Origin of the sequence: Acetobacter pasteurianus, from assembly GCF_009914215.2 — a bacterium.
GTDB classification, from domain to species: domain Bacteria; phylum Pseudomonadota; class Alphaproteobacteria; order Acetobacterales; family Acetobacteraceae; genus Acetobacter; species Acetobacter pasteurianus.
In genome coordinates this window covers 14,123-34,299 of sequence record NZ_CP039846.2, presented here as the reverse complement: position 1 = coordinate 34,299, position 20,177 = coordinate 14,123, and the positions used below count along the sequence as shown (strand labels likewise).

The 20,177-nt window shown below is 54.8% G+C and carries 21 protein-coding genes; 4 read left to right on the top strand and 17 right to left on the bottom strand.

Going from position 1 to position 20,177, the window contains the following annotated elements; all coding sequences use genetic code 11:
* Positions 1-12: 12 nt before the first annotated feature.
* From purL to purB, 6 genes are all read right to left on the bottom strand, one after another.
* Positions 13-2,217 carry a phosphoribosylformylglycinamidine synthase subunit PurL gene (gene purL, locus FCN51_RS08940; RefSeq protein ID WP_160256163.1) on the bottom strand — a complete coding sequence of 735 codons (2,205 nt, stop codon included), beginning with the start codon at positions 2,215-2,217 and terminating at the stop codon, positions 13-15.
* Positions 2,214-2,915, bottom strand: a complete 702-nt coding sequence (gene purQ, locus FCN51_RS07550; RefSeq protein WP_160256162.1) for a phosphoribosylformylglycinamidine synthase subunit PurQ — start codon at positions 2,913-2,915, stop codon at positions 2,214-2,216. Before purQ ends, purL begins: the two co-directional genes overlap by 4 nt.
* Positions 2,912-3,283 carry a Rap1a/Tai family immunity protein gene (locus FCN51_RS07320; protein WP_003630617.1) on the bottom strand — a complete coding sequence of 124 codons (372 nt, stop codon included), beginning with the start codon at positions 3,281-3,283 and terminating at the stop codon, positions 2,912-2,914. The genes purQ and FCN51_RS07320 overlap by 4 nt, the downstream gene beginning before the upstream one ends.
* Positions 3,280-3,522: a phosphoribosylformylglycinamidine synthase subunit PurS gene (gene purS / locus FCN51_RS07270; RefSeq protein WP_003630619.1), complete on the bottom strand. Its 243-nt coding sequence runs from the start codon at positions 3,520-3,522 to the stop codon at positions 3,280-3,282. The genes FCN51_RS07320 and purS overlap by 4 nt, the downstream gene beginning before the upstream one ends.
* Before the next feature lie 28 nt (positions 3,523-3,550).
* Positions 3,551-4,318 (bottom strand): phosphoribosylaminoimidazolesuccinocarboxamide synthase, encoded by a 768-nt coding sequence (gene purC, locus FCN51_RS07195; RefSeq protein ID WP_004449150.1) that lies wholly within the window; start codon positions 4,316-4,318, stop codon positions 3,551-3,553.
* A gap of 153 nt (positions 4,319-4,471) precedes the next feature.
* Positions 4,472-5,821: an adenylosuccinate lyase gene (gene purB / locus FCN51_RS07060; RefSeq protein ID WP_012812894.1), complete on the bottom strand. Its 1,350-nt coding sequence runs from the start codon at positions 5,819-5,821 to the stop codon at positions 4,472-4,474.
* Positions 5,822-5,992: 171 nt separating this feature from the next.
* Here purB and FCN51_RS07025 point away from each other — a divergent pair, with 171 nt between their 5' ends.
* From FCN51_RS07025 to FCN51_RS06075, 4 genes are read left to right on the top strand one after another with little or no spacing between them, the layout of a single operon-like run.
* Positions 5,993-6,604, top strand: coding sequence for a TerC family protein (locus FCN51_RS07025; RefSeq protein ID WP_003630625.1), 612 nt, complete (start codon positions 5,993-5,995; stop codon positions 6,602-6,604).
* Positions 6,605-6,662: 58 nt separating this feature from the next.
* Positions 6,663-8,639 (top strand): lytic transglycosylase domain-containing protein, encoded by a 1,977-nt coding sequence (locus FCN51_RS07020; protein WP_160256161.1) that lies wholly within the window; start codon positions 6,663-6,665, stop codon positions 8,637-8,639.
* 1 nt (position 8,640) lies between these two features.
* Entirely contained in the window at positions 8,641-9,117 is a 477-nt protein-coding gene (locus FCN51_RS06950; protein ID WP_160256160.1) for a phosphatidylglycerophosphatase A family protein, read from the top strand.
* A gap of 16 nt (positions 9,118-9,133) precedes the next feature.
* On the top strand, positions 9,134-9,646 hold the full coding sequence (locus FCN51_RS06075; protein ID WP_124295372.1) for a CinA family protein: 513 nt from the start codon (positions 9,134-9,136) through the stop codon (positions 9,644-9,646).
* A 57-nt stretch (positions 9,647-9,703) separates the two neighbouring features.
* On the opposite strand, the gene FCN51_RS06000 is transcribed toward FCN51_RS06075, so the two are convergent.
* The 11 genes from FCN51_RS06000 to FCN51_RS03995 all read right to left on the bottom strand — a co-directional run bounded on the left by FCN51_RS06000 (position 9,704) and on the right by FCN51_RS03995 (position 20,140).
* Positions 9,704-10,129 (bottom strand): hypothetical protein, encoded by a 426-nt coding sequence (locus tag FCN51_RS06000; protein WP_012812897.1) that lies wholly within the window; start codon positions 10,127-10,129, stop codon positions 9,704-9,706.
* 149 nt (positions 10,130-10,278) lie between these two features.
* Positions 10,279-10,767 (bottom strand): type II toxin-antitoxin system RatA family toxin, encoded by a 489-nt coding sequence (locus FCN51_RS05995; RefSeq protein ID WP_160256159.1) that lies wholly within the window; start codon positions 10,765-10,767, stop codon positions 10,279-10,281.
* The gene (lipA, locus tag FCN51_RS05955) at positions 10,767-11,747 is read right to left on the bottom strand and encodes a lipoyl synthase (protein WP_128105273.1); all 981 of its coding nucleotides are present in this window, start codon (positions 11,745-11,747) and stop codon (positions 10,767-10,769) included. The genes FCN51_RS05995 and lipA overlap by 1 nt, the downstream gene beginning before the upstream one ends.
* A 121-nt stretch (positions 11,748-11,868) precedes the next feature.
* Positions 11,869-13,281, bottom strand: coding sequence for a dihydrolipoyl dehydrogenase (lpdA, locus tag FCN51_RS05820; RefSeq protein ID WP_160256158.1), 1,413 nt, complete (start codon positions 13,279-13,281; stop codon positions 11,869-11,871).
* A 30-nt stretch (positions 13,282-13,311) separates the two neighbouring features.
* Entirely contained in the window at positions 13,312-14,556 is a 1,245-nt protein-coding gene (locus FCN51_RS05815; protein WP_160256157.1) for a pyruvate dehydrogenase complex dihydrolipoamide acetyltransferase, read from the bottom strand.
* A gap of 11 nt (positions 14,557-14,567) precedes the next feature.
* Complete coding sequence (locus FCN51_RS05455; RefSeq protein WP_160256156.1) at positions 14,568-15,923, bottom strand: pyruvate dehydrogenase complex E1 component subunit beta; 1,356 nt, start codon at positions 15,921-15,923, stop codon at positions 14,568-14,570.
* Between the two features lie 8 nt (positions 15,924-15,931).
* Positions 15,932-16,942, bottom strand: coding sequence for a pyruvate dehydrogenase (acetyl-transferring) E1 component subunit alpha (gene pdhA, locus FCN51_RS05420; RefSeq protein ID WP_003625541.1), 1,011 nt, complete (start codon positions 16,940-16,942; stop codon positions 15,932-15,934).
* 127 nt (positions 16,943-17,069) lie between these two features.
* Entirely contained in the window at positions 17,070-17,546 is a 477-nt protein-coding gene (gene moaC / locus FCN51_RS05140) for a cyclic pyranopterin monophosphate synthase MoaC (RefSeq protein WP_003625539.1), read from the bottom strand.
* Position 17,547: 1 nt separating this feature from the next.
* Positions 17,548-18,414, bottom strand: a complete 867-nt coding sequence (gene trpC, locus FCN51_RS05005) for an indole-3-glycerol phosphate synthase TrpC (RefSeq protein WP_003629968.1) — start codon at positions 18,412-18,414, stop codon at positions 17,548-17,550.
* 17 nt (positions 18,415-18,431) lie between these two features.
* Complete coding sequence (gene trpD / locus FCN51_RS04705) at positions 18,432-19,544, bottom strand: anthranilate phosphoribosyltransferase (protein ID WP_160256155.1); 1,113 nt, start codon at positions 19,542-19,544, stop codon at positions 18,432-18,434.
* Positions 19,544-20,140 carry an anthranilate synthase component II gene (locus FCN51_RS03995; protein WP_160256154.1) on the bottom strand — a complete coding sequence of 199 codons (597 nt, stop codon included), beginning with the start codon at positions 20,138-20,140 and terminating at the stop codon, positions 19,544-19,546. The genes trpD and FCN51_RS03995 overlap by 1 nt, the downstream gene beginning before the upstream one ends.
* Positions 20,141-20,177: the final 37 nt, after the last annotated feature.

Here is a 20,177-nt window from a genome sequence, read left to right as displayed (position 1 = left end):
CCGCTTGTTTTGTTAGTTGCCCATCAGCGTCGGGAAAAACGCTTCATGGGCCGTTTTCAGGCGTGCTGCGGATATGGTGACGCCGCTTGGCAGAATCAAATCATTTCCGCCTGAGCGGGCAATAATACGTGCTGGCACACCAGCAGCCTGAGCGCGCTCGCAAAGGGCTTTGCCGTCTGCCACACACGCCAGATAGCGGGCCTGATCTTCACCAAACCAGAAGGCTTCTGGCCGGATGCCGGAATCTGGGCTTTCCAGTTCACACCCAATGCCGCTTGCCATCACCATTTCTGCGGCGGCAACCATAATGCCACCATCAGCAATGTCATGGCATGCGGTAATGGTGCCATCCAGAATGGCGCTGCGCACAAAGTCACCATTGCGTTTTTCAGCAGCCAGATCGACCGGCGGCGGCGCACCTGCTTCCTGACCGAGAATTTCACGCAGCCAGATGGTCTGGCCAAGTTCGCCCTTGGTTTCACCAATCAGCACCACGTCAGCTTCCGGCTGCATGCCAAGGCCAACAGCCTTGTTCACATCATCCAGAACGCCCAATGCACCAATGGCGGGTGACGGCAGAATGGCGGTGGTGGAGCCATCGGGGTTTCGTGTTTCATTATAAAGAGACACGTTGCCGCTCACGACCGGGAAATCCAGCGCTGAACAGGCTTCCCCCATTCCTTCAACCGCAGCCACAAACTGGCCCATGATCTCGGGTTTTTCCGGGTTGGCGAAGTTCAGGTTATCCGTTACGGCCAGCGGGCGTGCGCCGGTGGCTGTAAGGTTACGCCATGCCTCGGCAACAGCCTGTGCACCACCCGTTTTGGGGTCTGCCTGACAGTAACGCGGAGTGCAATCTGTGGTGATGGCCAGACCGATGTCTGTATCTTCCACCTTCACAATAGCCGCATCAGCAGCGCCCGGGCGGCGGACTGTCTGCCCCCCTACGGTGCTGTCATACTGGTTCCATACCCATGCGCGGGAGGCCAGATCTGGCGAACCCACAAGCTTAAGCAACGTGGCATCCAAAGAAAGCGGTGCATGCACGCCTTCTAGCGGAGCCGGTGCCTTGGGTGGCGTTGCCGGGCGATCGTAAATGGGGGCCTGTTCTGCCAATGGGTCTAGCGGAATATCGGCTTCCAACTGCCCTTTGTGCTTGACTACGATGTGGCCGGTATCTGTCAGATGCCCGATAATGGCAAAATCCAGCTCCCATTTTTCAAAGATCTTGCGGGCCACGTCTGTCCGGTCAGGGCGCAGCACCATCAGCATGCGTTCCTGGCTTTCAGACAGCATCATTTCATAAGCCGTCATGTTCGGCTCACGCTGTGGCACGGCATCCAGATCAAGCTCGATACCTACACCACCCTTGCCTGCCATTTCCACAGAAGAGGATGTCAGGCCAGCAGCGCCCATGTCCTGAATGGCCACAATGGCATCTGTTGCCATCAGTTCCAGACAGGCTTCAATCAGCAGCTTTTCAATGAAGGGGTCACCCACCTGCACCGTGGGACGCTTGGAAAGTGCATCTTCATCAAACTCGGCGGAAGACATGGTGGCACCATGAATACCATCGCGCCCTGTGCGGGAGCCCACGTAAACAACCGGGTTGCCAACACCTGCCGCTGCGGACAGGAAGATGCGGTCCTTGCGGGCCAAACCAACCGTCATGGCATTTACCAGCGGGTTGCCATCATAAGCCGGGTGGAAGTTAATTTCCCCGCCGACAGTCGGCACGCCAACGCAGTTGCCATAGCCACCAATGCCACGCACCACGCCATCAATAACGCGGCGGGTAACCGGGTTTTCCGGGCTCCCAAAACGCAGGGCGTTCAGGTTGGCAATGGGGCGCGCGCCCATGGTGAACACATCACGCAGAATACCACCAACACCCGTGGCCGCACCCTGATAGGGTTCGATAAAGGACGGGTGATTATGGCTTTCCATCTTGAAGATGGCGGCATAGCCCTGCCCAATATCCACCACACCAGCATTTTCACCGGGACCATGAATAACCCACGGTGCCTTGGTTGGCAGCGTGCGCAGCCACTTGCGGGAAGATTTGTAGGAGCAGTGTTCCGACCACATTACAGAGAACACGCCCAGCTCTGTCAGGCTGGGGGTGCGGCCCATAATGGACAGCACACGACCGTATTCCTCGGATGTCAGCCCGAATTCACGGGCAAGAGATTCATCAACGGTTACAGGCTTATTCACCGGACTACAGCCTCCACCAGACCTTGGAACAACGGCAGACCATCTTCACCGCCCATCAGAGGATCAACCAGATCTTCTGGATGAGGCATCATGCCGCAAATGCGTTTGTTTTCGCTGAGAATGCCCGCAATGCTGTTAACGCTGCCATTGGGGTTGCTGTCGGCATCATCCGCCTGCACGTTGCCTTTGGCATCGGCATAGCGGAACGCCACAAGGCCTTCGCCTTCAAGCCGCTCCAGCGTGGCGATATCTGCCGTGTAATTGCCATCACCATGGGCCAGCGGGGTGCGAAAGACATCACCTTTTTTCCACTTGTGCGTGAAAGGCGTGTTTTCGGCTTCCACCTTCAGGTAACAATCCTGAGAGAGAAAGCGCAGGTTGGCGTTGCGCAACAGTGCACCGGGCAGAAGCCCTGTTTCCGTTAAAATCTGGAAGCCGTTGCATACACCCAGAATATGGCCGCCCTTTTGGGCAAAGGCTTTGATAGCCCCCATAATGGGAGAATGAGCGGCCATGGCACCACAGCGCAGATAATCGCCATAGCTAAAACCACCTGGCAGCACGACCAGATCGGTATTTCCCAGATCTGTTTCATGGTGCCAGATCATGCGCGGGGCCTGCCCTGTAACGCGCTTGAGGGCAATGGCCATATCGCGCTCCCGGTTCGTGCCGGGGAATACGATAATTGCTGCTTTCATTTTTTCACACTGCACGGATAAGAGGCATGCAGGGCGGCAAAAACGCTTTCACCAACCGGCTTGTCCAGTGTTTCAGAATGCGCTTTCAGCCAGGCGAGAACCTTGGAACGCATAACGGGCATGGTTTCTGTGGTAGGTACACAAAAACCAGCAGGTGCAGATGGATCACCCTCGTTCCGATCATTGATCTTGGAAAGAGAGACACCATCCGTCAGGCCACCAATATAGGCATCGCAAATGCCAGCACTGGTAGCGCGCGTGCAAAGGCGGGCAAAGTTGCCTGCCTTCATGGGCGCAATGCGCTGGGCATGGGCAAAGCCCGGTGCCGCGCATGCCAAGGCCAGAGTTACAAGGAGGGTGCGCTTCATTCCACCACCTCTACAGAGTAATCTTCAATTACCAGATTGGCCAGCAGATCACGCGCCATGGCATCGGCCTTTTTCTGGGCTTCCTCGGCCTTTGCGCCGGGCAGATCCAGCTCAATCACCTTGCCCACGCGCACATCCTGTACGCCGTCAAAGCCGAGTGTCTGCAATGCGTGGCTAATAGCCTTGCCCTGCGGATCCAGAACACCGTCCTTCAGCATGACGGTTACACGTACCTTCATTTTCAAGCTCCCGTTGCCACCAGCGTGGTTACTGGACCGTTTCCGGCCCCTTCATATCTCCGCCTGCCCCGTTTTCTGGCAGGATACCCATGCGGCGCGCCACTTCCTGATAGGCTTCTTTTACGTTGCCCATATCGCGACGGAACCGGTCTTTATCCAGTTTTTCGTTTGTGTGCATATCCCACAGGCGGCAGTTATCTGGCGAGATTTCATCTGCCAGCACAATCTGCATCTCTTCGCCTTCCCAGATACGGCCAAACTCCAGTTTGAAGTCTACCAACTGGATGCCGATACCGCTGAACAGGCCGCACAGGAAATCATTTACCCGCATGGCCATGCCGGTAATTTCTTCCATATCGTGCGGGCAGGCCCAGCCGAAGGCGATGATGTGGTCTTCTGAAACCAGAGGATCACCCAGCGCGTCATTCTTGTAATAGAATTCCACAATCGGGCGCGGCAGGCGCTCACCTTCGGGAATATCAAAGCGCTTGGAAATGCTGCCAGCGGCAATATTGCGCACAACCACTTCCAACGGAATGATTTCCACTTCCTTTACCAACTGCTCACGCATGTTGATACGGCGGATAAAGTGCGTGGGAATGCCGATTTCCTGCAACCGCAGCATCAGAAATTCACTGATACGGTTGTTCAGAACGCCTTTCCCGGTAATTACGCCGCTTTTTGCGCCGTTCCCTGCTGTGGCATCGTCCTTGAAATATTGCACAAGGGTGCCAGGTTCGGGGCCTTCAAAAAGGATTTTGGCTTTACCTTCATAAAGCTGACGCCGACGGGCCATGATGATCCTTACCTGTCGAAAAAGGGTAAAGCCAGTTCGGGCAGAACTGGCTGTTGTTCAAGGGGCCAGCCAGTATGGCCCCTTACATGCTAATATGGTTCATAGCAGGCTTCCGGGTAGGAAGATATATCCTGCTATGACAGGGGAGCCTGCTTACTGGCGGGGGCCTGTTTCACCAAAGATTTTTTCGTACTGCGTATCCAGCGCCTTCAGGTGCTGGCGGCTATCCATTGCCGCATCCAGAACGTCGGGAGAGATACGGCCGGAAATTTCTGGATCTGCATCCAGATTTTCACGGAAGGTCTTGCATTCCGGCGTGCCCAGTTTGGTCCATGTTTCCATGGCGTTACGCTGCACGATCCGATAGGCATCCTCGCGAGAAAGACCAGCTTTGGCCAGTGCCAGCAGCACTTCGCCGGAATGCACCACACCGCCAAGGCTTTCAATGTTGGCGGCCATACGGTCTGGATACACCAGCATTTTGGAGATCATGCCAGACAGACGCACAAGGGCAAAATCCAGCCCGATGGTGGCATCCGGGCAGATGTTCCGTTCTACGGAAGAATGGCTGATATCGCGTTCATGCCACAGGGCTACGTCTTCAAGCGCCGGAATAACGGCGGCACGTACCAAGCGGGCCAGACCTGTCAGGTTTTCTGTCAGCACCGGGTTGCGCTTGTGCGGCATGGCGGAAGAGCCTTTCTGGCCCTTATGGAAGAATTCTTCGGCTTCACGCACTTCAGAACGCTGGAGATGGCGCACTTCAATGGCCAAGCGTTCAATGCCGCTGGCAATAACGGCCAGAGCACAGAAGTAAGCGGCATGCCGGTCACGCGGGATAACCTGCGTGGAAACGGTTTCCGGCTTCAGGCCCAGACGTTCTGCCACATAGGATTCAACGCGCGGGTCCAGATGCGCATAGGTGCCTACAGCACCAGAAATGGCACAGGTGGCAATTTCAGCGCGTGCAGTTTCAAGCCGTTCTTTGTTGCGGGCGAATTCTGCGTAATGGCCAGCCAGCTTCAGCCCGAAAGATGTGGGTTCGGCATGAATACCGTGGCTGCGGCCAATGGTAAGGGTATGCTTGTGTTCGAAGGCGCGTGTTTTCAGCGCATCCAGAACACCATCCAGATCTTTCAGCAGTAGGTCTGTGGCCTGCACAAGCTGCACGGCCAGACAGGTGTCTAGCACATCGGATGATGTCATGCCCAAATGCACAAAGCGGCTTTCCGGGCCAACCTTTTCTGCCAGCCATGTCAGGAAGGCGATAACATCGTGCCGGGTTTCGGCTTCAATTTCATCAATACGGGCCAGATCGGCATCAGAGAAGGCGGCCATTGCGGCATCACCTTTTTCGCGCACAACCTTGGCGGCTTCCTTTGGCACGGTGCCATATTCAGCCATGGCTTCACACGCCAGCGCTTCAATTTCAAACCAGATGCGATAGCGGTTTGTGGGAGACCAGATGGCGGCCATGACGGGGCGAGTATAACGCGGCACCATAACGCAGAATTCCTTAACCAAAACAATAAAGCCAACAGGTGGCGTCTCTCTAGCGGATTTCGTGCCTTTCGTCTGCCCGCAAAGCGGAAAACTTTGACTTTTTGTGTTCCTTCCCGAAACTGCCGCCTTTTCGGGTGCATTTTGTGCCCTGTTTTTCGAATCGGAGCTCACGTGAACGGCTTTCTGGATTCCTTCAGCCTGACAGCATTTGTCGCCTTTTTGCAGGTTGTGCTGATTGATGTGACACTGGCGGGGGATAACGCCGTTGTTATTGGTATGGCGGTGCGGTCTCTTTCTGGCGCACAACGGCGGAAAGCCATTTTTGCCGGTGTAGGGCTGGCGGCTGTTATCCGTATTCTGCTGGCACTGGTGGCTGTAAGGCTGCTGGAAATTGTGGGCCTTACGTTGGCTGGCGGCTTTTTGCTGCTTTGGGTATGCTGGCGCATGTACCGCGAAATGCGGGAAAGCCATGCGGGTGATGATGCGGGCCCGGCTCCCCCAGCCAGCTTGGGAAAAGCGATTTTCCGTATCCTGATTGCTGATTTGTCCATGAGCTTGGACAACGTGCTGGCTGTTGCCGGTGCTGCGCGGGAACATCCGGGTATTCTTATAGCCGGTCTGGCGCTTTCCGTGCTGCTTATGGGGCTGGCGGCTTCTGTTATTGCCCGCCTGCTGGATAAATATAAATGGATTTCCTGGGTTGGCCTGCTGATTGTTCTGGCCGTTGCTATTGAGCTGATTGTGAAAGGTGGTGGTGAAGTTTGGGGGCATTTGCCCCATTGATTTGTGGGTGGTGCGGAAAGCACTTGCCAAGGCGCGGGAAACGCGCTGATTCTGCGGTATGAGACGTTTTGCGATTTCGTACCGATACCGCCTTGTGGCTGCTGTTTCTCTGGCGTGTGTGGGGCTGAGCGCCTGCTCGTCCTCCTCGCCAGAACAGCAAGGAGCCTCTGAAAACCGTTTGGCATGGCCAACGGAGCAACAGGCCGCCCAAGGCACACCCCCTACAAGTGATGTTGCCAGCCGGTTGACGGTTTGGCTGGGGTTAGTGAAATCCTCGCAGAACAGTGCGCAGGCTTATGCTGATTTTCTGCAAACACGTCCGGTGTGGCCCCGTTGGCAGTTGCTGACATCACGCATGCAACTGGCATTGGCCAAGGAAACAGATCCGGCAGTGCTGGCCCGGCTTTGCGCTACACAAAATCTGACATACGGCCCTGCCCTTGCGCAGTGTGCCACGCAGGTTCCGGCCTCGGCAGATTTAAGCAAACGCTTGAATACAGAAGCCGCACAGGCTTGGATAAATGGCAATGATGCCAGCTCTGCCGCTGCGGCTCTGCAAAGCAACTTTGCATCTGCCATAACGCCAGAATGTTCTTGGCTGCGGTTTGACCGTGAAGAGAAAAATGGGTTGGTCGCGGCAGCCAAGCAAACCCTACCCACTCTTTCTGCCCAAAAGCAGCCGCTGGCGCAGGCCCGCCTGGCTTTTCGTGCGGATGATCCGGCAGCAGAAACACTGGCTGCTGCCCTACCCGCTAATCAGCGGACTGACCCGTACCTTATTCTCGATCATGCACGCTGGCTACGTAAACAGCAGCGTTATGATGAAGCCGTGGCGTTATGGAAAAGTGCTGGTGTAGATGCCGAACGCAGCACGCATGGTGCTTCATTCTGGCGGGAACGAGATACGCTGGCGCGGGAACTGATTCAGGCTGGCCGTGCTGCCGATGCTTTTGCTGTGGCAAATGATACAGCCACAACGCCAACAAACAGGCTGGATGCACAGTTTCTTTCCGGTTGGATTGCCCTGCGCCTGCAGCATGATCCGGCAACAGCGGAAACTTTTTTCCGTCCGCTCGCACAATCCTCAGCTCTTATTACGCGTAGCCGCGGCTTTTACTGGCTTGGGCGGGCACGTGCTGCCGCAGGAGATTCTGCTTCGGCCCATGCAAATTGGCAGCAGGCAGCGGCCCTGCCCGGCACATTTTATGGGCAAATGGCAGCCGCTGCACTGGAAGGCCGCAACAATGTGCTGCTGGACCCCGCCAATGTGCCAGAGGAAACGCGCACGCGCCTGAAAGCCGAGCGTGACCCGGAAACAACCACATCAGAAGATGTTTACGTTTCTGGCAGTGAGCTGGCACAGGCAGCCCAGATCCTTGTTTCATGGGGAGATCGCCCCCATGCGCGAGATTTTATGAACATGCTGGAACAGCAGGTTACAAGTACGCCGCAGCGCCTGGCACTTTCTTCCTTGTCTGCACAGTTGGGTTTGCCGGATATAGCTGTAACAGTCTCCCGCCATGCTGGCCGAGATGGTGTATTTCTGCTGCGCTCTGGCTGGCCTCTGCCTTATACGCCGCCATCCAGCACTTTGCCTGCTGGCGTTGCGCTCGGTTTGATGCGGCAGGAAAGTAACTTTAATCCTGATGCAGTGAGCCCTTCCAATGCTATTGGGCTTATGCAGCTTAAACCTTCCACTGCAGGAGATATGCTGCGTGTAACGGGCTTACCGGCCTCTGCTGCAACGGCGGCCGGGCTGCATGATCCGGAAAACAACATGCGTTTGGGCACCGCTTATCTGGAGCATATTCAGTCCCGCTTTGGGGCTGTGGTGCCGTATATGGCCGCAGCTTATAATGGTGGGCCTACCCGTTTGGCACGCTGGTTGAGCACCGCGGGCAATCCAGCCCAGAGCGGTGCTTCGGCCGAAGAGATGATCGACTGGATTGAGAGTATTCCCTATTCCGAAACGCGGAATTACGTGCAGCGTGTGTGGGAAAACATGACCATCTATGTGGCATTGGGGAACCAGTAAAATGGATATGGCACGGCTGATAGCAACATTTGGTGGGTGTGGGCTTTCACCCCGCGCGCCGGGTACGGTTGGTTCCTTGGCGGCATTGGTGGTGGGGTTGCCTTTGTTAAAGCGCCCGCGACTTTTGGTGGTAGGTATTGCTGCTGTAACCGTGGTGGGCTGGTGGGCCACAAAACGCAGCGGCAAAGGCGAAGATCACAGTTGGATTGTGATTGATGAAGTGGCTGGCATGTGGATAGCCCTGCTGGCATGCCTACCTAAAACAGAGGAACAGGCCCGTGAAAAATGGTTCTGGATGTACCCTCTGCTCTCGTTCGCCTTTTTCCGCTTGTTTGACATTACAAAGCCCGGCCCGGTGGGTGTGCTGGATAAGCGGCACGATGCCACAGGTGTGATGGGAGATGACGTAGTTGCAGGCGCCATGGCGGCGTTATGTGTAAAAGGCGTGCGTACGGTTATGGCGCGCGCATCACACTAAGCGGAAGGTTTTGGTAATGTCTGCCCCTCATGCCGGTTTTTCAGAACTCTCTGTGCTGGCTGCTGCTGAACGCACCCTCACCCGCTTGCGGCAAGTAGATGGACATGTGGTTACGGCAGAAAGCTGCACAGGTGGCTTGGTTGCAGCCATGTTGACGCATTTTCCCGGTTCTTCCGATGTTACGGAAGGCGGGTTTGTAACGTATTCCAATACCATGAAGCAAAAGGTGCTGGGGGTTCCGGCCAAAATATTGGAAAAGCATGGGGCTGTAAGTGCGCAAACCGTGGAAAAAATGGCTGAAGGGGCATTAGAGGCCTCTCCGCTCGCGACTGTTTCTGTCGCCATCTCGGGTATTGCTGGGCCGGATGGAGGATCAGCAGAAAAACCCGTAGGACTTGTATGGTTTGCAACGGCCATGAAAAACGGCGCTGTTATCTCGGACAAGCAGGTTTTTTCAGGCAGCCGGGAAGATGTGAGAGCGCAAGCGGCACTGCATGCGTTTGAGCTGATTTTACAGCGTTTGGGCTAATGCTTCCAAAAAATACTGCTGCCGAAACAGATGCCGGCAGCAGCGCGTACGTTCAAATTACTGAACAGGAACAGGAGCCGGCAGCGGAGCATTTGTTGGCACCGTAGCGGTAGGCGCTGTGGGCAGAGCTGGCGCTTTTACGCCTGTGCCTGCAGCGACCGGAGCCGGAATGCCAGATGCAGAAACGCCCGGTGCAGTAAGAGCCGGTGCAGATGGAGCTGTTACGGCAGGTGCTGCGCCAGCAATGGCAGGAACCTGATTGTTCTGTGCAGCTGCCAGGCTTTTGGCGTTCAGATCTGCTGTTTCAGCATCACCATTGTTCTGTGCAGCTTTTTCACCTGCAGCACATTTGCCTTTCAGGCAATGTTCATGGTGATGGTGCGCATGCATGCCATGATGCGTTGCGGTTTCAGCAGCCATAGCTGGCGCAACAGCCAGAGTTGCAGAAGATGCCAGCAGAGCTGCCGCAAAAAGTTTTTTCATATGGATATATTCCTTCAATAAGGTTGAATCGCCTTTTCACAGGCAATTCCCATATTCCACAATAGGTTACAGAAAATTGCCTGCATGCATCATAAGCAGGGTTTCAACCGAAACAAAGGAATAAACCAAAGAAAATACCCACTCGCCCCTCAGGTAGCCGGGTGCTCACTGGTACAGGCTGTTGCCGTATTGCTAATTGGTGTTTGTGGCGGTCCGTATACTTCCCGCGCGCGTTTGATAAAGGCAGAAACCATCAGCCGTGTGGCTTCTGTAAACACAACACCAATAGCCGCCTGTAAAATGCGTGAACGGAACTCAAAATCCACAAAAAACTCTACAAGGCAGCCTTCAGGCGTTGCCGTGAATTTCCAGATATTGCGCAAATACCTAAAAGGCCCGCGCTCATACCGAACGGTAATGGATGATGGACGGTCCAGAGTCACGCGCGATGTAAAACTTTCCCGGAACGGGCCAAAACCAATGGTTAAGTCCGCAACAAGTTCTGTGGTGGTGCGGGTGCGCACTTTGGCTGCAACACACCAAGGCAGAAACTTGGGATACTGGCCAACATCGGCAACAAGATCAAAAATCTGATCCGGGCGATAAGGTAAAACACGCTTTTCTGCGTGCTGTGGCATTACTGATCCTCCTTCAGGCGGGCATTGCGTGCATCACGCAGTGCGGCAAAGTCGGCATCGGCATGGTAGGAGGAGCGCGTAAGCGGGCTGGAGCTAACCTGTAAAAAGCCTTTTACGCGTGCCATTGTGCCGTAATCCTCAAACTCTGCCGGGGTAACAAAACGTGCAACTGGGGCATGTTTGACTGTAGGCTGGAGATACTGGCCCATTGTAATAAAATCTACATCTGCCACGCGCAGATCATCCATGACCTGAGCGAGTTCCATTTTTTCTTCCCCCAATCCAAGCATCAGCCCGGATTTGGTAAAAATGGAGGCATCAAGCTGTTTAACCCGATCTAATAACCGCAGAGACTGATAATAACGCGCCCCCGGCCGAATGGTCGGATACAGGCGTGGCACGGTTTCCAGATTGTGGTTGAAAACATCAGGCCGTGCTTCAACAACCACTTCCAATGCGTTCTTTTTGCGTAAAAAATCTGGTGTCAGGATTTCGATTGTTGTTTCTGGTGCCGCTGCACGGATGGCGTGAATAACGCGGGCAAAATGGTGTGCGCCCCCATCTTCCAGATCATCCCGATCTACGGATGTAATCACAACATGCCGCAGCCCAAGGCGCGCTACTGCTTCTGCCACACGGGTGGGTTCATCTTCATCCAACGCATGCGGCAGGCCGGTAGTAACATTGCAGAAAGCGCAGGCCCGGGTGCAGATTTCCCCCATGATCATCATGGTGGCATGGCGCTGAGACCAGCATTCCCCAATGTTGGGGCATGCGGCTTCCTCACACACGGTTACCAGTTTGTTGCTGCGCATCAACGCGCGTGTTTCGTGGTAAACTGGGTGGTTAGGTGCCTTAACGCGTATCCAGTCCGGTTTGCGGGCTATGGGGTTGTCTGGCCGGTGTGCTTTTTCTGGATGACGCAGCTTGTTGGGGCTGCTGCCTCCTGTTCGATGATCAATCACAACGCGAATAGACATATCTTTGCCCGCTTTTGCCAAGGGTTACCACAGAACTGGAACGCTCCTGCCGTGGCGTCAAGGCAGGAACGCTCCAGATAGTGCTTTGGCAACATCAAACCCTTGAGATGATACACCAAAACTAGAAGTGAAGCGCCCCGCCATAAGCGGCCAGAACGGCTTCGTGCATGGATTCAGAAATGGTGGGATGAGGGAAAATGGTTTCCATCAGCTCGGCTTCAGTCAGCTCTGCTGTGCGGGCAATCACAAAGCCCTGGATCATTTCCGTAACTTCCGCACCAATCATATGCGCGCCCAGCAGTTCGCCTGTCTGGGCATCAAATACGGTTTTCACCATGCCTTCAGGCTCACCCATGGCGAGTGCTTTACCGTTAGCCATAAGCGGGAATTTGCCAACGCGCACCTTGTAACCGGCTTCCTTGGCACGCGCTTCTGTATACCCAACAGAAGCCACCTGAGGCCGACAGTATGTGCAGCCCGGAATTTTTGTAACATCAATAGGATGCACGGTTTTGCCAGCAATGGCTTCAACACACATAACAGCTTCATGGCTGGCTTTGTGTGCAAGCCACGGGGCTCCTGCCAGGTCACCAATAGCGTAAACACCGGGTTCACCCGTGCGGCACAGATCATCCGTGACCACATGTGTGCGGTCCACTTTGATCTTGGTGCCTTCCAGCCCGATATTTTCAACGTTGCCGACAATACCCACGGCAGAAATAACGCGGTCTACGGTAATGGTTTCCGTTTTGCCGCCTACTTCCACAGGCACAGTGACATCGTTCTTGCCCTTTTTCAGCGCCCCAACCTTGGCGCTGGTGAGAACGCGCATGCCCTGTTTTTCAAATTCCTTGCGGGCCAAGGCGCTGATTTCTTCATCTTCCACGGGCAGAATACGCGGCGCAACTTCCACCAGCGTTACTTCCGAACCCATGTTGCGATAGAAGGAAGCAAATTCCGTGCCGATAGCGCCAGACCCAATGACGAGCAGCCGCTTGGGCAGTTCATCTGGCACCAAGGCTTCCCGGTAAGACCAGACAAGCTTACCGTCTGCTTCCAGCCCCGGCAATGCACGCGCACGTGCACCTGTAGCCAGAATAACGTGCTTGGCGGTAAGGGTTTGTGGTGCACCACTTTCCGGCTGCACCAGCACCTTGCGCTTGCCACCGGCAGCAACGCCATCCAGCTTACCAAATCCTTTAAAAACAGGAGCTTTGGCTTTTTTCAGCAGGTGCTGTACACCAGATGCAAGCTGTTTGGAAACAGCGCGGGAGCGTGCAACAATTGCTTTAAAATCAAAGCTTACGCCATCAGCTTTAAAGCCGTATGTGCCCAGATCATGCAGTAGATGGTTGATCTCGGAAGCACGCAGCAAAGCCTTGGTGGGAATACAACCCCAGTTCAGGCAGATGCCCCCAAGGTGGTTGGCTTCCACCACTGCAACGGAAAGCTTAAGCTGTGCTGCCCGAAGTGCCGCTACATAACCGCCCGGCCCACCGCCAATAACGATGATATCAAAATCAGTCTGGCTCATAATATGCCTGATCCTCAGAAAGCCGTGCGGTTAGAGAACGAGTGAAAGCGGAGATTCAACCGCAGTGCGGAAAGCAGAAAGCCAACGCGCAGCCGCCGCACCATCCACCACACGGTGATCCACCGAGAGGGTAACGGTCATGACTGTAGCAATAGCCAGTTCATTCCCTTTTACCACAGCCTGTTTTTTACCTGCTGCAATAGCCAGAATGGCAGCCTGCGGTGGGTTAACAATGGCGGCAAAGTCTTTCACGCCGTACATCCCCATGTTGGAGATGGAGAACGTACCACCCTGGAATTCTTCCGGCTTCAGCTTGCCAGCGCGGGCGCGGGCAATCAGATCCTTGGCTTCCTGACTGATATCTTTCAGGCTCTTGCGGTCTGCCTGTTTGACGATAGGCGTGATCAGCCCATCATCCAGAGAAACCGCAACCGAGATATCTGCATCTTCGTGCAGGATCATGGCATCTTCGGTGTAAGACGCGTTCACTTCCGGCACCTGCTTAAGGGCAACGGCAGAAGCCTTAATGAGCATGTCGTTTACAGACAGCTTGAAGGCATCAGCCCCTTCTGCGGGAGACATGGCATTAAGCTGCGCACGCAAAGCCAGAAGTGCATCCAGTTCTACATCTATGGAGACATAGAAATGCGGAATGGTGGCTTTGGATTCACTCAGGCGGCGTGCAATAACCTTACGCATAGTGGTGTGTGGCACCGCACTGCTGCCACCAGATGCAGGCAAGGCAGAAGCCACCTGCCCTGCACTTGGGGCTTTGTTAAGAGCGGCTTCCACATCCCGTTTAACAATACGGCCATTGGGGCCTGTGCCTTGAATGGCTGCCAGATCAATATTCTTCTGGCGTGCAATGCGCCGCGCAAGTGGAGATGCCACAACCCGGCCAACAGGTTTATCTGCCCGCTGTGCAGGTGCTGCCTGTGTTGCTACTGGTGCAGAAGCAACAGGTTGCGGCACAGGGGCTGGCTCAGCAGACGCCACGTTTTTAGGCGTGTCGATGTTATCTGGCACCGCCTCACCTTCTTCCACCAGAATGGCGATAGGTGTGTTGACCGCAACACCTTCTGCGCCTTCCTGAATAAGGATGCGGCCTAGAATACCTTCCTCAATGGCTTCTACTTCCATTGTGGCTTTGTCGGTTTCAATCTCGGCCAGAACATCACCGCTGTTTACGGTGTCCCCTTCCTTTTTCAGCCAGCGGGCCAGTTTGCCCTCTGTCATGGTAGGAGAAAGGGCGGGCATTAAAATTTCAGTCGCCATCTGTCATTCCCTCACATCAGGCCAAGTGCGGCTTTAACCACATCTTCAGGCTGTGGCAGGGCCAGTTTTTCCAGATTGGCGGCAAATGGCATGGGCACATCCACACCCGTTACGCGGGCCGGTGGAGCATCCAGCCAATCAAACGCATGTTCGATTACCTGCATGGCAACTTCTGCGCCAATGCCTGCAAACGGCCAGCCTTCTTCTACTGTAACCAAGCGGCTGGTTTTCTTTACGCTTTCTACAATTGTATCTGTATCCAGCGGGCGCAGACTGCGCAGGTTGATAACTTCTGCCTCAATACCCTGTTTAGCTAGTTCAGCAGCAGCATCCAGCGCCGTGGTGACAGCAATGGAGAACGCAACAATTGTAACATCCGAGCCAGCACGTTCGATCTTGGCCTTGCCGATGGGCACAATGAAGTCTTCATCAATCGGGCAAGGGAATTTGCGCCCGTAAAGAATTTCGTTTTCCAGCACCACAACAGGGTTCGGGTCGCGGATAGCAGCGCGCAGCAGGCCTTTGGCATCTGCGGAAGACCAAGGCACAACTACTTTCAGGCCCGGAACATGGGCGTACCAGCTACCGTAGCACTGAGAATGCTGTGCACCCACGCGAGATGCCGGGCCGTTTGGCCCACGGAACACAATGGGGCACCCCATCTGACCGCCAGACATATACAGCGTTTTGGCTGCGGAATTGATGATGTGGTCAATAGCCTGCATGGAGAAGTTCATGGTCATGAACTCCACCACGGGCTTGAGGCCAGTAAGGGCAGCACCCACGGCCATGCCAGTAAAGCCATGCTCAGCAATAGGCATGTCAATTACGCGCTTTTCGCCAAATTCCTGCAACAGGCCTTGGGAGATTTTGTAAGCACCCTGATATTGGGCAACTTCTTCACCCATCAGGAACACGTCTGGATCACGCCGCAATTCGGCGGCCAATGCATCACGTAGCGCTTCACGCACAGTGATTTCCTGCGTCTCACCCCAGTCTTTTTCTTCTTCAACAGGGGCAGATACCGGAGCGCTTACAGGAGCAGATGCAGCTGGCTGTGCTACGGGCAGAGCTTCTGCGGAAGCTGCACTTTTAGGCGTGTCGATATTATCTGGCACTGCCTCACCTTCTTCCACCAGAATGGCAATAGGTGTGTTAACGGCAACGCCTTCTGTGCCTTCTGCTGTAAGAATACGGCCTAGAATACCTTCTTCAATGGCTTCTACTTCCATTGTGGCTTTGTCGGTTTCAATCTCGGCCAGAACGTCACCGCTATTTACGGCGTCCCCTTCCTTTTTCAGCCAGCGGGCCAGTTTGCCCTCTGTCATGGTAGGAGAAAGGGCGGGCATTAAAATTTCAGTCGCCATGTTTATGCTCAAGCCTCCAGAACAACATCCGTATAAAGTTCGGCCGGATCTGGTTCCGGGCTGGTCTGCGCAAATTCCGCAGAGTCGTTCACGATGCCCTTGATCTCGGTTTCCATGGTTTTCAGTTCTGCTTCTGTCACGCCAGAATCCAGCAGGATGTGTTTAACGTGTTCAATAGGATCACGCGTTTTGCGGACTTCATCCACCTCATCTCGCGTGCGGTATTTTGCCGGGTCAGACATGGAATGGCCGCGATAGCGGTATGTCATCATCTCCAGCAGGTAAGGCCCCTTTCCTTCACGGCAATGCTTTACGGCTTCTTCTGCTGCGGCATATACGGCGGCAACATCCATGCCATCCACCCGCTTGCCGGGAATGCCCCATGGCTCGCCATTTTTGTAGAGTTCGTGCGATGCAGATGCCCGCTCAACAGCGGTGCCCATGCCGTAACGGTTGTTTTCAATAACAAAAATACAGGGGAGCTTGAGCAGAGCAGCCAGGTTGAAGCTTTCGTAAACCTGCCCCTGGTTGGCTGCGCCATCACCAAAATAAGCTACGGAAACTTCATCCGTATCACGGTATTTGTTGGCAAATGCCAGCCCGATACCCAAAGAAACCTGAGCGCCAACAATGCCGTGGCCACCGTAAAAGTTCTTCTCGCGGGAGAACATATGCATGGAGCCACCCTTACCGTGGGAATACCCGGTAGAACGGCCCGTAAGCTCTGCCATCACGCCACGGGGGGTCATGCCAGCCACCAGCATCTGCCCGTGGTCTCGGTAAGATGTAATCAGCTTATCGCCATCTTTCAGGCTCATCTGGATACCAACCACCACAGCTTCTTGCCCAATATACAAGTGGCAGAAACCGCCAATCAGGCCCATGCCGTAAAGTTGCCCGGCTTTTTCTTCAAAGCGGCGGATCAGAAGCATGTCATAGTAGGCTTTAAGAAACTGGTCTCGTGTTAAGGAAGGACCGTTATTTCCTGCCTTACCGACCTGTTTGGCGTTCGTTCCCATGCGTGATGAACCTTCTGCGATATGTAAACAGTTCGTAATAAATGGTGCGTAACAGCGGCATCCGTTTCCGGATATTTAGGTATTTCCTAAAGCTCCAGTAAAACCGCATGGCGTTTCGCGTGATTCATTATGCAGCGTTGTAGTCTCCTGAGCGCCCTCCACTTTTGTGGAGGAGCTTTATATTTTCTATCTGCATGCCGCGGTCAACTGCTTTGCACATATCATAAAGTGTAAGGGCCGCGGCAGACACGGCGGTTAACGCTTCCATTTCCACCCCGGTTGCGCCGGTTGTTGTAACAGTTGCGGTAATCTCGATCCTGTTATCATTCGGCGCCAGATCTACAGTAACACTGCTCAGGCTAAGCGGATGGCAGAGCGGAATAATATCTGCTGTTTTTTTGGCGGCCATAATGCCCGCAATACGGGCCGTTGCCAGAACATCACCTTTTGGGGCCGCGCCTGAAAGGATCATTTCCAGTGTTTGGGGCTGCATAATAATTGCCCCGGTGGCAACAGCCTTGCGACGTGTGGCAGCCTTTGCGGAAACATCCACCATATGCGCATGCCCCGCCGCATCCAGATGCGTGAGTGCTGGAGAGGGCACGTTAGGCCAGCCCCAGCAGTTTTTTGGCGGCATCGCCCGGGTGAGGATCTCGCAGGAGGGATTCACCCACCAGAAAGCCCGTTACACCGATGCTGGAAAGCTGCACGATATCTTCATGCGTTTTGATGCCGCTTTCAGACACGATAATCCGATCCGGTGGGACAAGCGGAGAAAGCTCCCGCGTGGTGTCTAAGCTGGTTTGAAGTGTTTTGAGGTTGCGGTTGTTGATACCGATCAGGAAGGTATCCAGCGCAAGGGCGCGGTTGAGTTCTTCCTCATCATGCACTTCTACCAGCACATCCATATCTAGCCCTTTGGCATGGTCAACCAGTTCCAGCGCCATTTCATCGGACAGAATGGACATAATCAGCAGAATGCAATCTGCCCCGATCATGCGGCTTTCATAAACCTGCCACGGATCAAGGATAAAATCCTTGCGCAGAACAGGAAGGGAGCATGCAGCCCGCGCCTTGCCCAGATCTTCGTTATCCCCATGAAAGCAGGAGCTTTCGGTCAGCACGGAAATACAGGCTGCACCGGCTTGCTCATATTCTGCGGCAATTTCTGCGGGATCATAGGTTTCACGCAGGATGCCGGCAGAAGGAGAAGCCTTCTTGATTTCTGCAATCAGGCCAACGGCCCGGTCCGCAGCTTTTTCCTTCAGCGCCCGGCCAAACCCGCGCGGTGCCTCTTTGGTTTCCTGCGCTTTTGCCGTGATTTCCTTAAGGGACATCAGGGTGGAGCGATGTTCAACTTCCAGCTTGGTGCGTGCGCAGATGCGGGAGAGAACATCCGGCAGTTCGTCAATCTTGCTGGCAAGAGTGTCCGAAGCAGAAGCTGCCGAGGACGCGAGCGGTGTATCGTTCATGATTATCCTGTCATGTCTCAGGCGCGTGCATCCGGGGCGGAAGCACGCAAACCATTCAGCACAGCCAGAGCCGTGCCATCATCCAGTGGGCGTGCGGCCTGTACCACACTTTCCCGCAAGGCCTGCGGATCAATGCGTCCGTCCCGCAGGAGTGTTACCCGCCCTGCCACATGGAGTGCGCAGGCGGCGTTCAAAACCACTGTATCACGATATGCCCCGGGTGCGCCATGCAACAAAGCTTCCAGAGCTTGTGCATTATATTGGGCATCTCCCCCCAATATGGCGCTAACGGGGGCATGGGCAAGGCCAGCCATTTCCGGTGTAATGGAAAACGGGCAGATGGCACCATCTTCTAGCGCTACAACCTGTGTTGGGCCAGCCAGTGTAATTTCATCAATACCGCCCTGTCCGTCTGATGGCAGGCCGCACACGGCCCAGACTTTCTGGGAGCCCAGATTTTTGAGCACATTGACCATCGGCTCTAGCCATGCGGGTGAGAACACACCCACAAGCTGCCGTTTAACACCTGCCGGGTTTACCAAAGGCCCCATCAAGTTAAACAGCGTGCGCACCCCGAGGGCTTTACGTACCGGGGCAGCAAAACGCATGGCGGGATGATGATGCGGGGCAGACAAAAAGATGGCCTTATGCGCCTGCATCTGCTCCGCCAGAACTTCAGCTTGGGCAGAAAGCGGCACACTCAGCGCGGCCAGCACATCAGACGCGCCTGATCGGGAGGAAATGGCCCTGTTGCCATGCTTGGCAACAGGCACACCAAGCGCACCCAACACAAAGGCCACAGCGGTGGATACATTCAACGTGCCATAATTGTCTCCGCCCGTGCCGCATACATCTATTGTATCGGCAGGCATGGCGGGTACGCTGTGCATACGGGCCCGTAAGGCTGTTACACCACCAAGCAGTTCTTCCTGCGTTTCACCGCGCACGCGTAAGGCCATAAGAAAAGCCGCAATGCGCTCTGGCGCAATCAGGCCATCCATAATCACGCCAAAAGCGGCTTCTGATTCGGCTGCGCTGAGTGCTTGTCCCTCAGCAACGCGCGCCAGCATGGAGGAAAAAAACTGTTCACCTGCCTGCTGAGACGTGGTCTCCTGAGTGGTAACAGACATCAGGCAACGGCCTGTTTTTCTTTCCAGGCAGCAGCGATGGAAAGAAAGTTTTTCATCAGATCGTGGCCATATTCCGAGGCAATGCTTTCTGGGTGGAACTGCACGCCCGAGATAGGATACTGCCGGTGGCGCACGCCCATAATCACGCCATCTTCTGTCCATGCCGTAACTTCCAGAGCATCTGGAATGCTGGCGGGTTCAAGCGTGAGGCTATGGTAGCGCGTGGCATTGAATGGGTTGGGTAGCCCTGCAAAAACATCTTGCCCGTTATGGAAAACGGGGCTCACCTTGCCGTGCATGGGCGTAGGTGCGCGCACGACTTCTGCGCCAAACACCTGCCCAATAGCCTGATGCCCCAAACACACCCCAAAAACCGGCACTTTACCGGCTGCGGCAGATATCAGATCACAGCAGATGCCTGCTTCATTGGGGGAGCATGGGCCAGGAGAAAGCACGATGGCTTCTGGCTTAAGGGCCAGAGCATCTTCCACACTCAGGGTATCATTGCGGCGTACGTCACACTGCATACCCAGTTCACCCAAATAGTGAACGAGGTTGAAGGTGAAGCTATCATAATTGTCGATCAGAAGGATCATGGCCGAATGATGACCTTATGTGCTGTTGGGGTCAAAT

Excerpts from the sequence above, each read along its gene's own strand:
- FCN51_RS07020 (WP_160256161.1), top strand. The coding sequence starts at position 6,663 with ATGAGACGTTTTGCGATTTCGTACCGATACCGCCTTGTGGCTGCTGTT.
- FCN51_RS05995 (WP_160256159.1), bottom strand. The coding sequence starts at position 10,767 with ATGCCACAGCACGCAGAAAAGCGTGTTTTACCTTATCGCCCGGATCAG.
- pdhA (WP_003625541.1), bottom strand. The coding sequence starts at position 16,942 with ATGGGAACGAACGCCAAACAGGTCGGTAAGGCAGGAAATAACGGTCCT.
- FCN51_RS06950 (WP_160256160.1), top strand. The coding sequence starts at position 8,641 with ATGGATATGGCACGGCTGATAGCAACATTTGGTGGGTGTGGGCTTTCA.
- FCN51_RS06000 (WP_012812897.1), bottom strand. The coding sequence starts at position 10,129 with ATGAAAAAACTTTTTGCGGCAGCTCTGCTGGCATCTTCTGCAACTCTG.
- FCN51_RS05455 (WP_160256156.1), bottom strand. The coding sequence starts at position 15,923 with ATGGCGACTGAAATTTTAATGCCCGCCCTTTCTCCTACCATGACAGAG.
- FCN51_RS05815 (WP_160256157.1), bottom strand. The coding sequence starts at position 14,556 with ATGGCGACTGAAATTTTAATGCCCGCCCTTTCTCCTACCATGACAGAG.
- trpD (WP_160256155.1), bottom strand. The coding sequence starts at position 19,544 with ATGTCTGTTACCACTCAGGAGACCACGTCTCAGCAGGCAGGTGAACAG.
- trpC (WP_003629968.1), bottom strand. The coding sequence starts at position 18,414 with ATGAACGATACACCGCTCGCGTCCTCGGCAGCTTCTGCTTCGGACACT.
- FCN51_RS06075 (WP_124295372.1), top strand. The coding sequence starts at position 9,134 with ATGTCTGCCCCTCATGCCGGTTTTTCAGAACTCTCTGTGCTGGCTGCT.
- purB (WP_012812894.1), bottom strand. The coding sequence starts at position 5,821 with ATGGTGCCGCGTTATACTCGCCCCGTCATGGCCGCCATCTGGTCTCCC.
- lpdA (WP_160256158.1), bottom strand. The coding sequence starts at position 13,281 with ATGAGCCAGACTGATTTTGATATCATCGTTATTGGCGGTGGGCCGGGC.
- FCN51_RS03995 (WP_160256154.1), bottom strand. The coding sequence starts at position 20,140 with ATGATCCTTCTGATCGACAATTATGATAGCTTCACCTTCAACCTCGTT.
- purS (WP_003630619.1), bottom strand. The coding sequence starts at position 3,522 with ATGAAGGTACGTGTAACCGTCATGCTGAAGGACGGTGTTCTGGATCCG.
- purC (WP_004449150.1), bottom strand. The coding sequence starts at position 4,318 with ATGGCCCGTCGGCGTCAGCTTTATGAAGGTAAAGCCAAAATCCTTTTT.
- lipA (WP_128105273.1), bottom strand. The coding sequence starts at position 11,747 with ATGTCTATTCGCGTTGTGATTGATCATCGAACAGGAGGCAGCAGCCCC.
- purQ (WP_160256162.1), bottom strand. The coding sequence starts at position 2,915 with ATGAAAGCAGCAATTATCGTATTCCCCGGCACGAACCGGGAGCGCGAT.
- FCN51_RS07320 (WP_003630617.1), bottom strand. The coding sequence starts at position 3,283 with ATGAAGCGCACCCTCCTTGTAACTCTGGCCTTGGCATGCGCGGCACCG.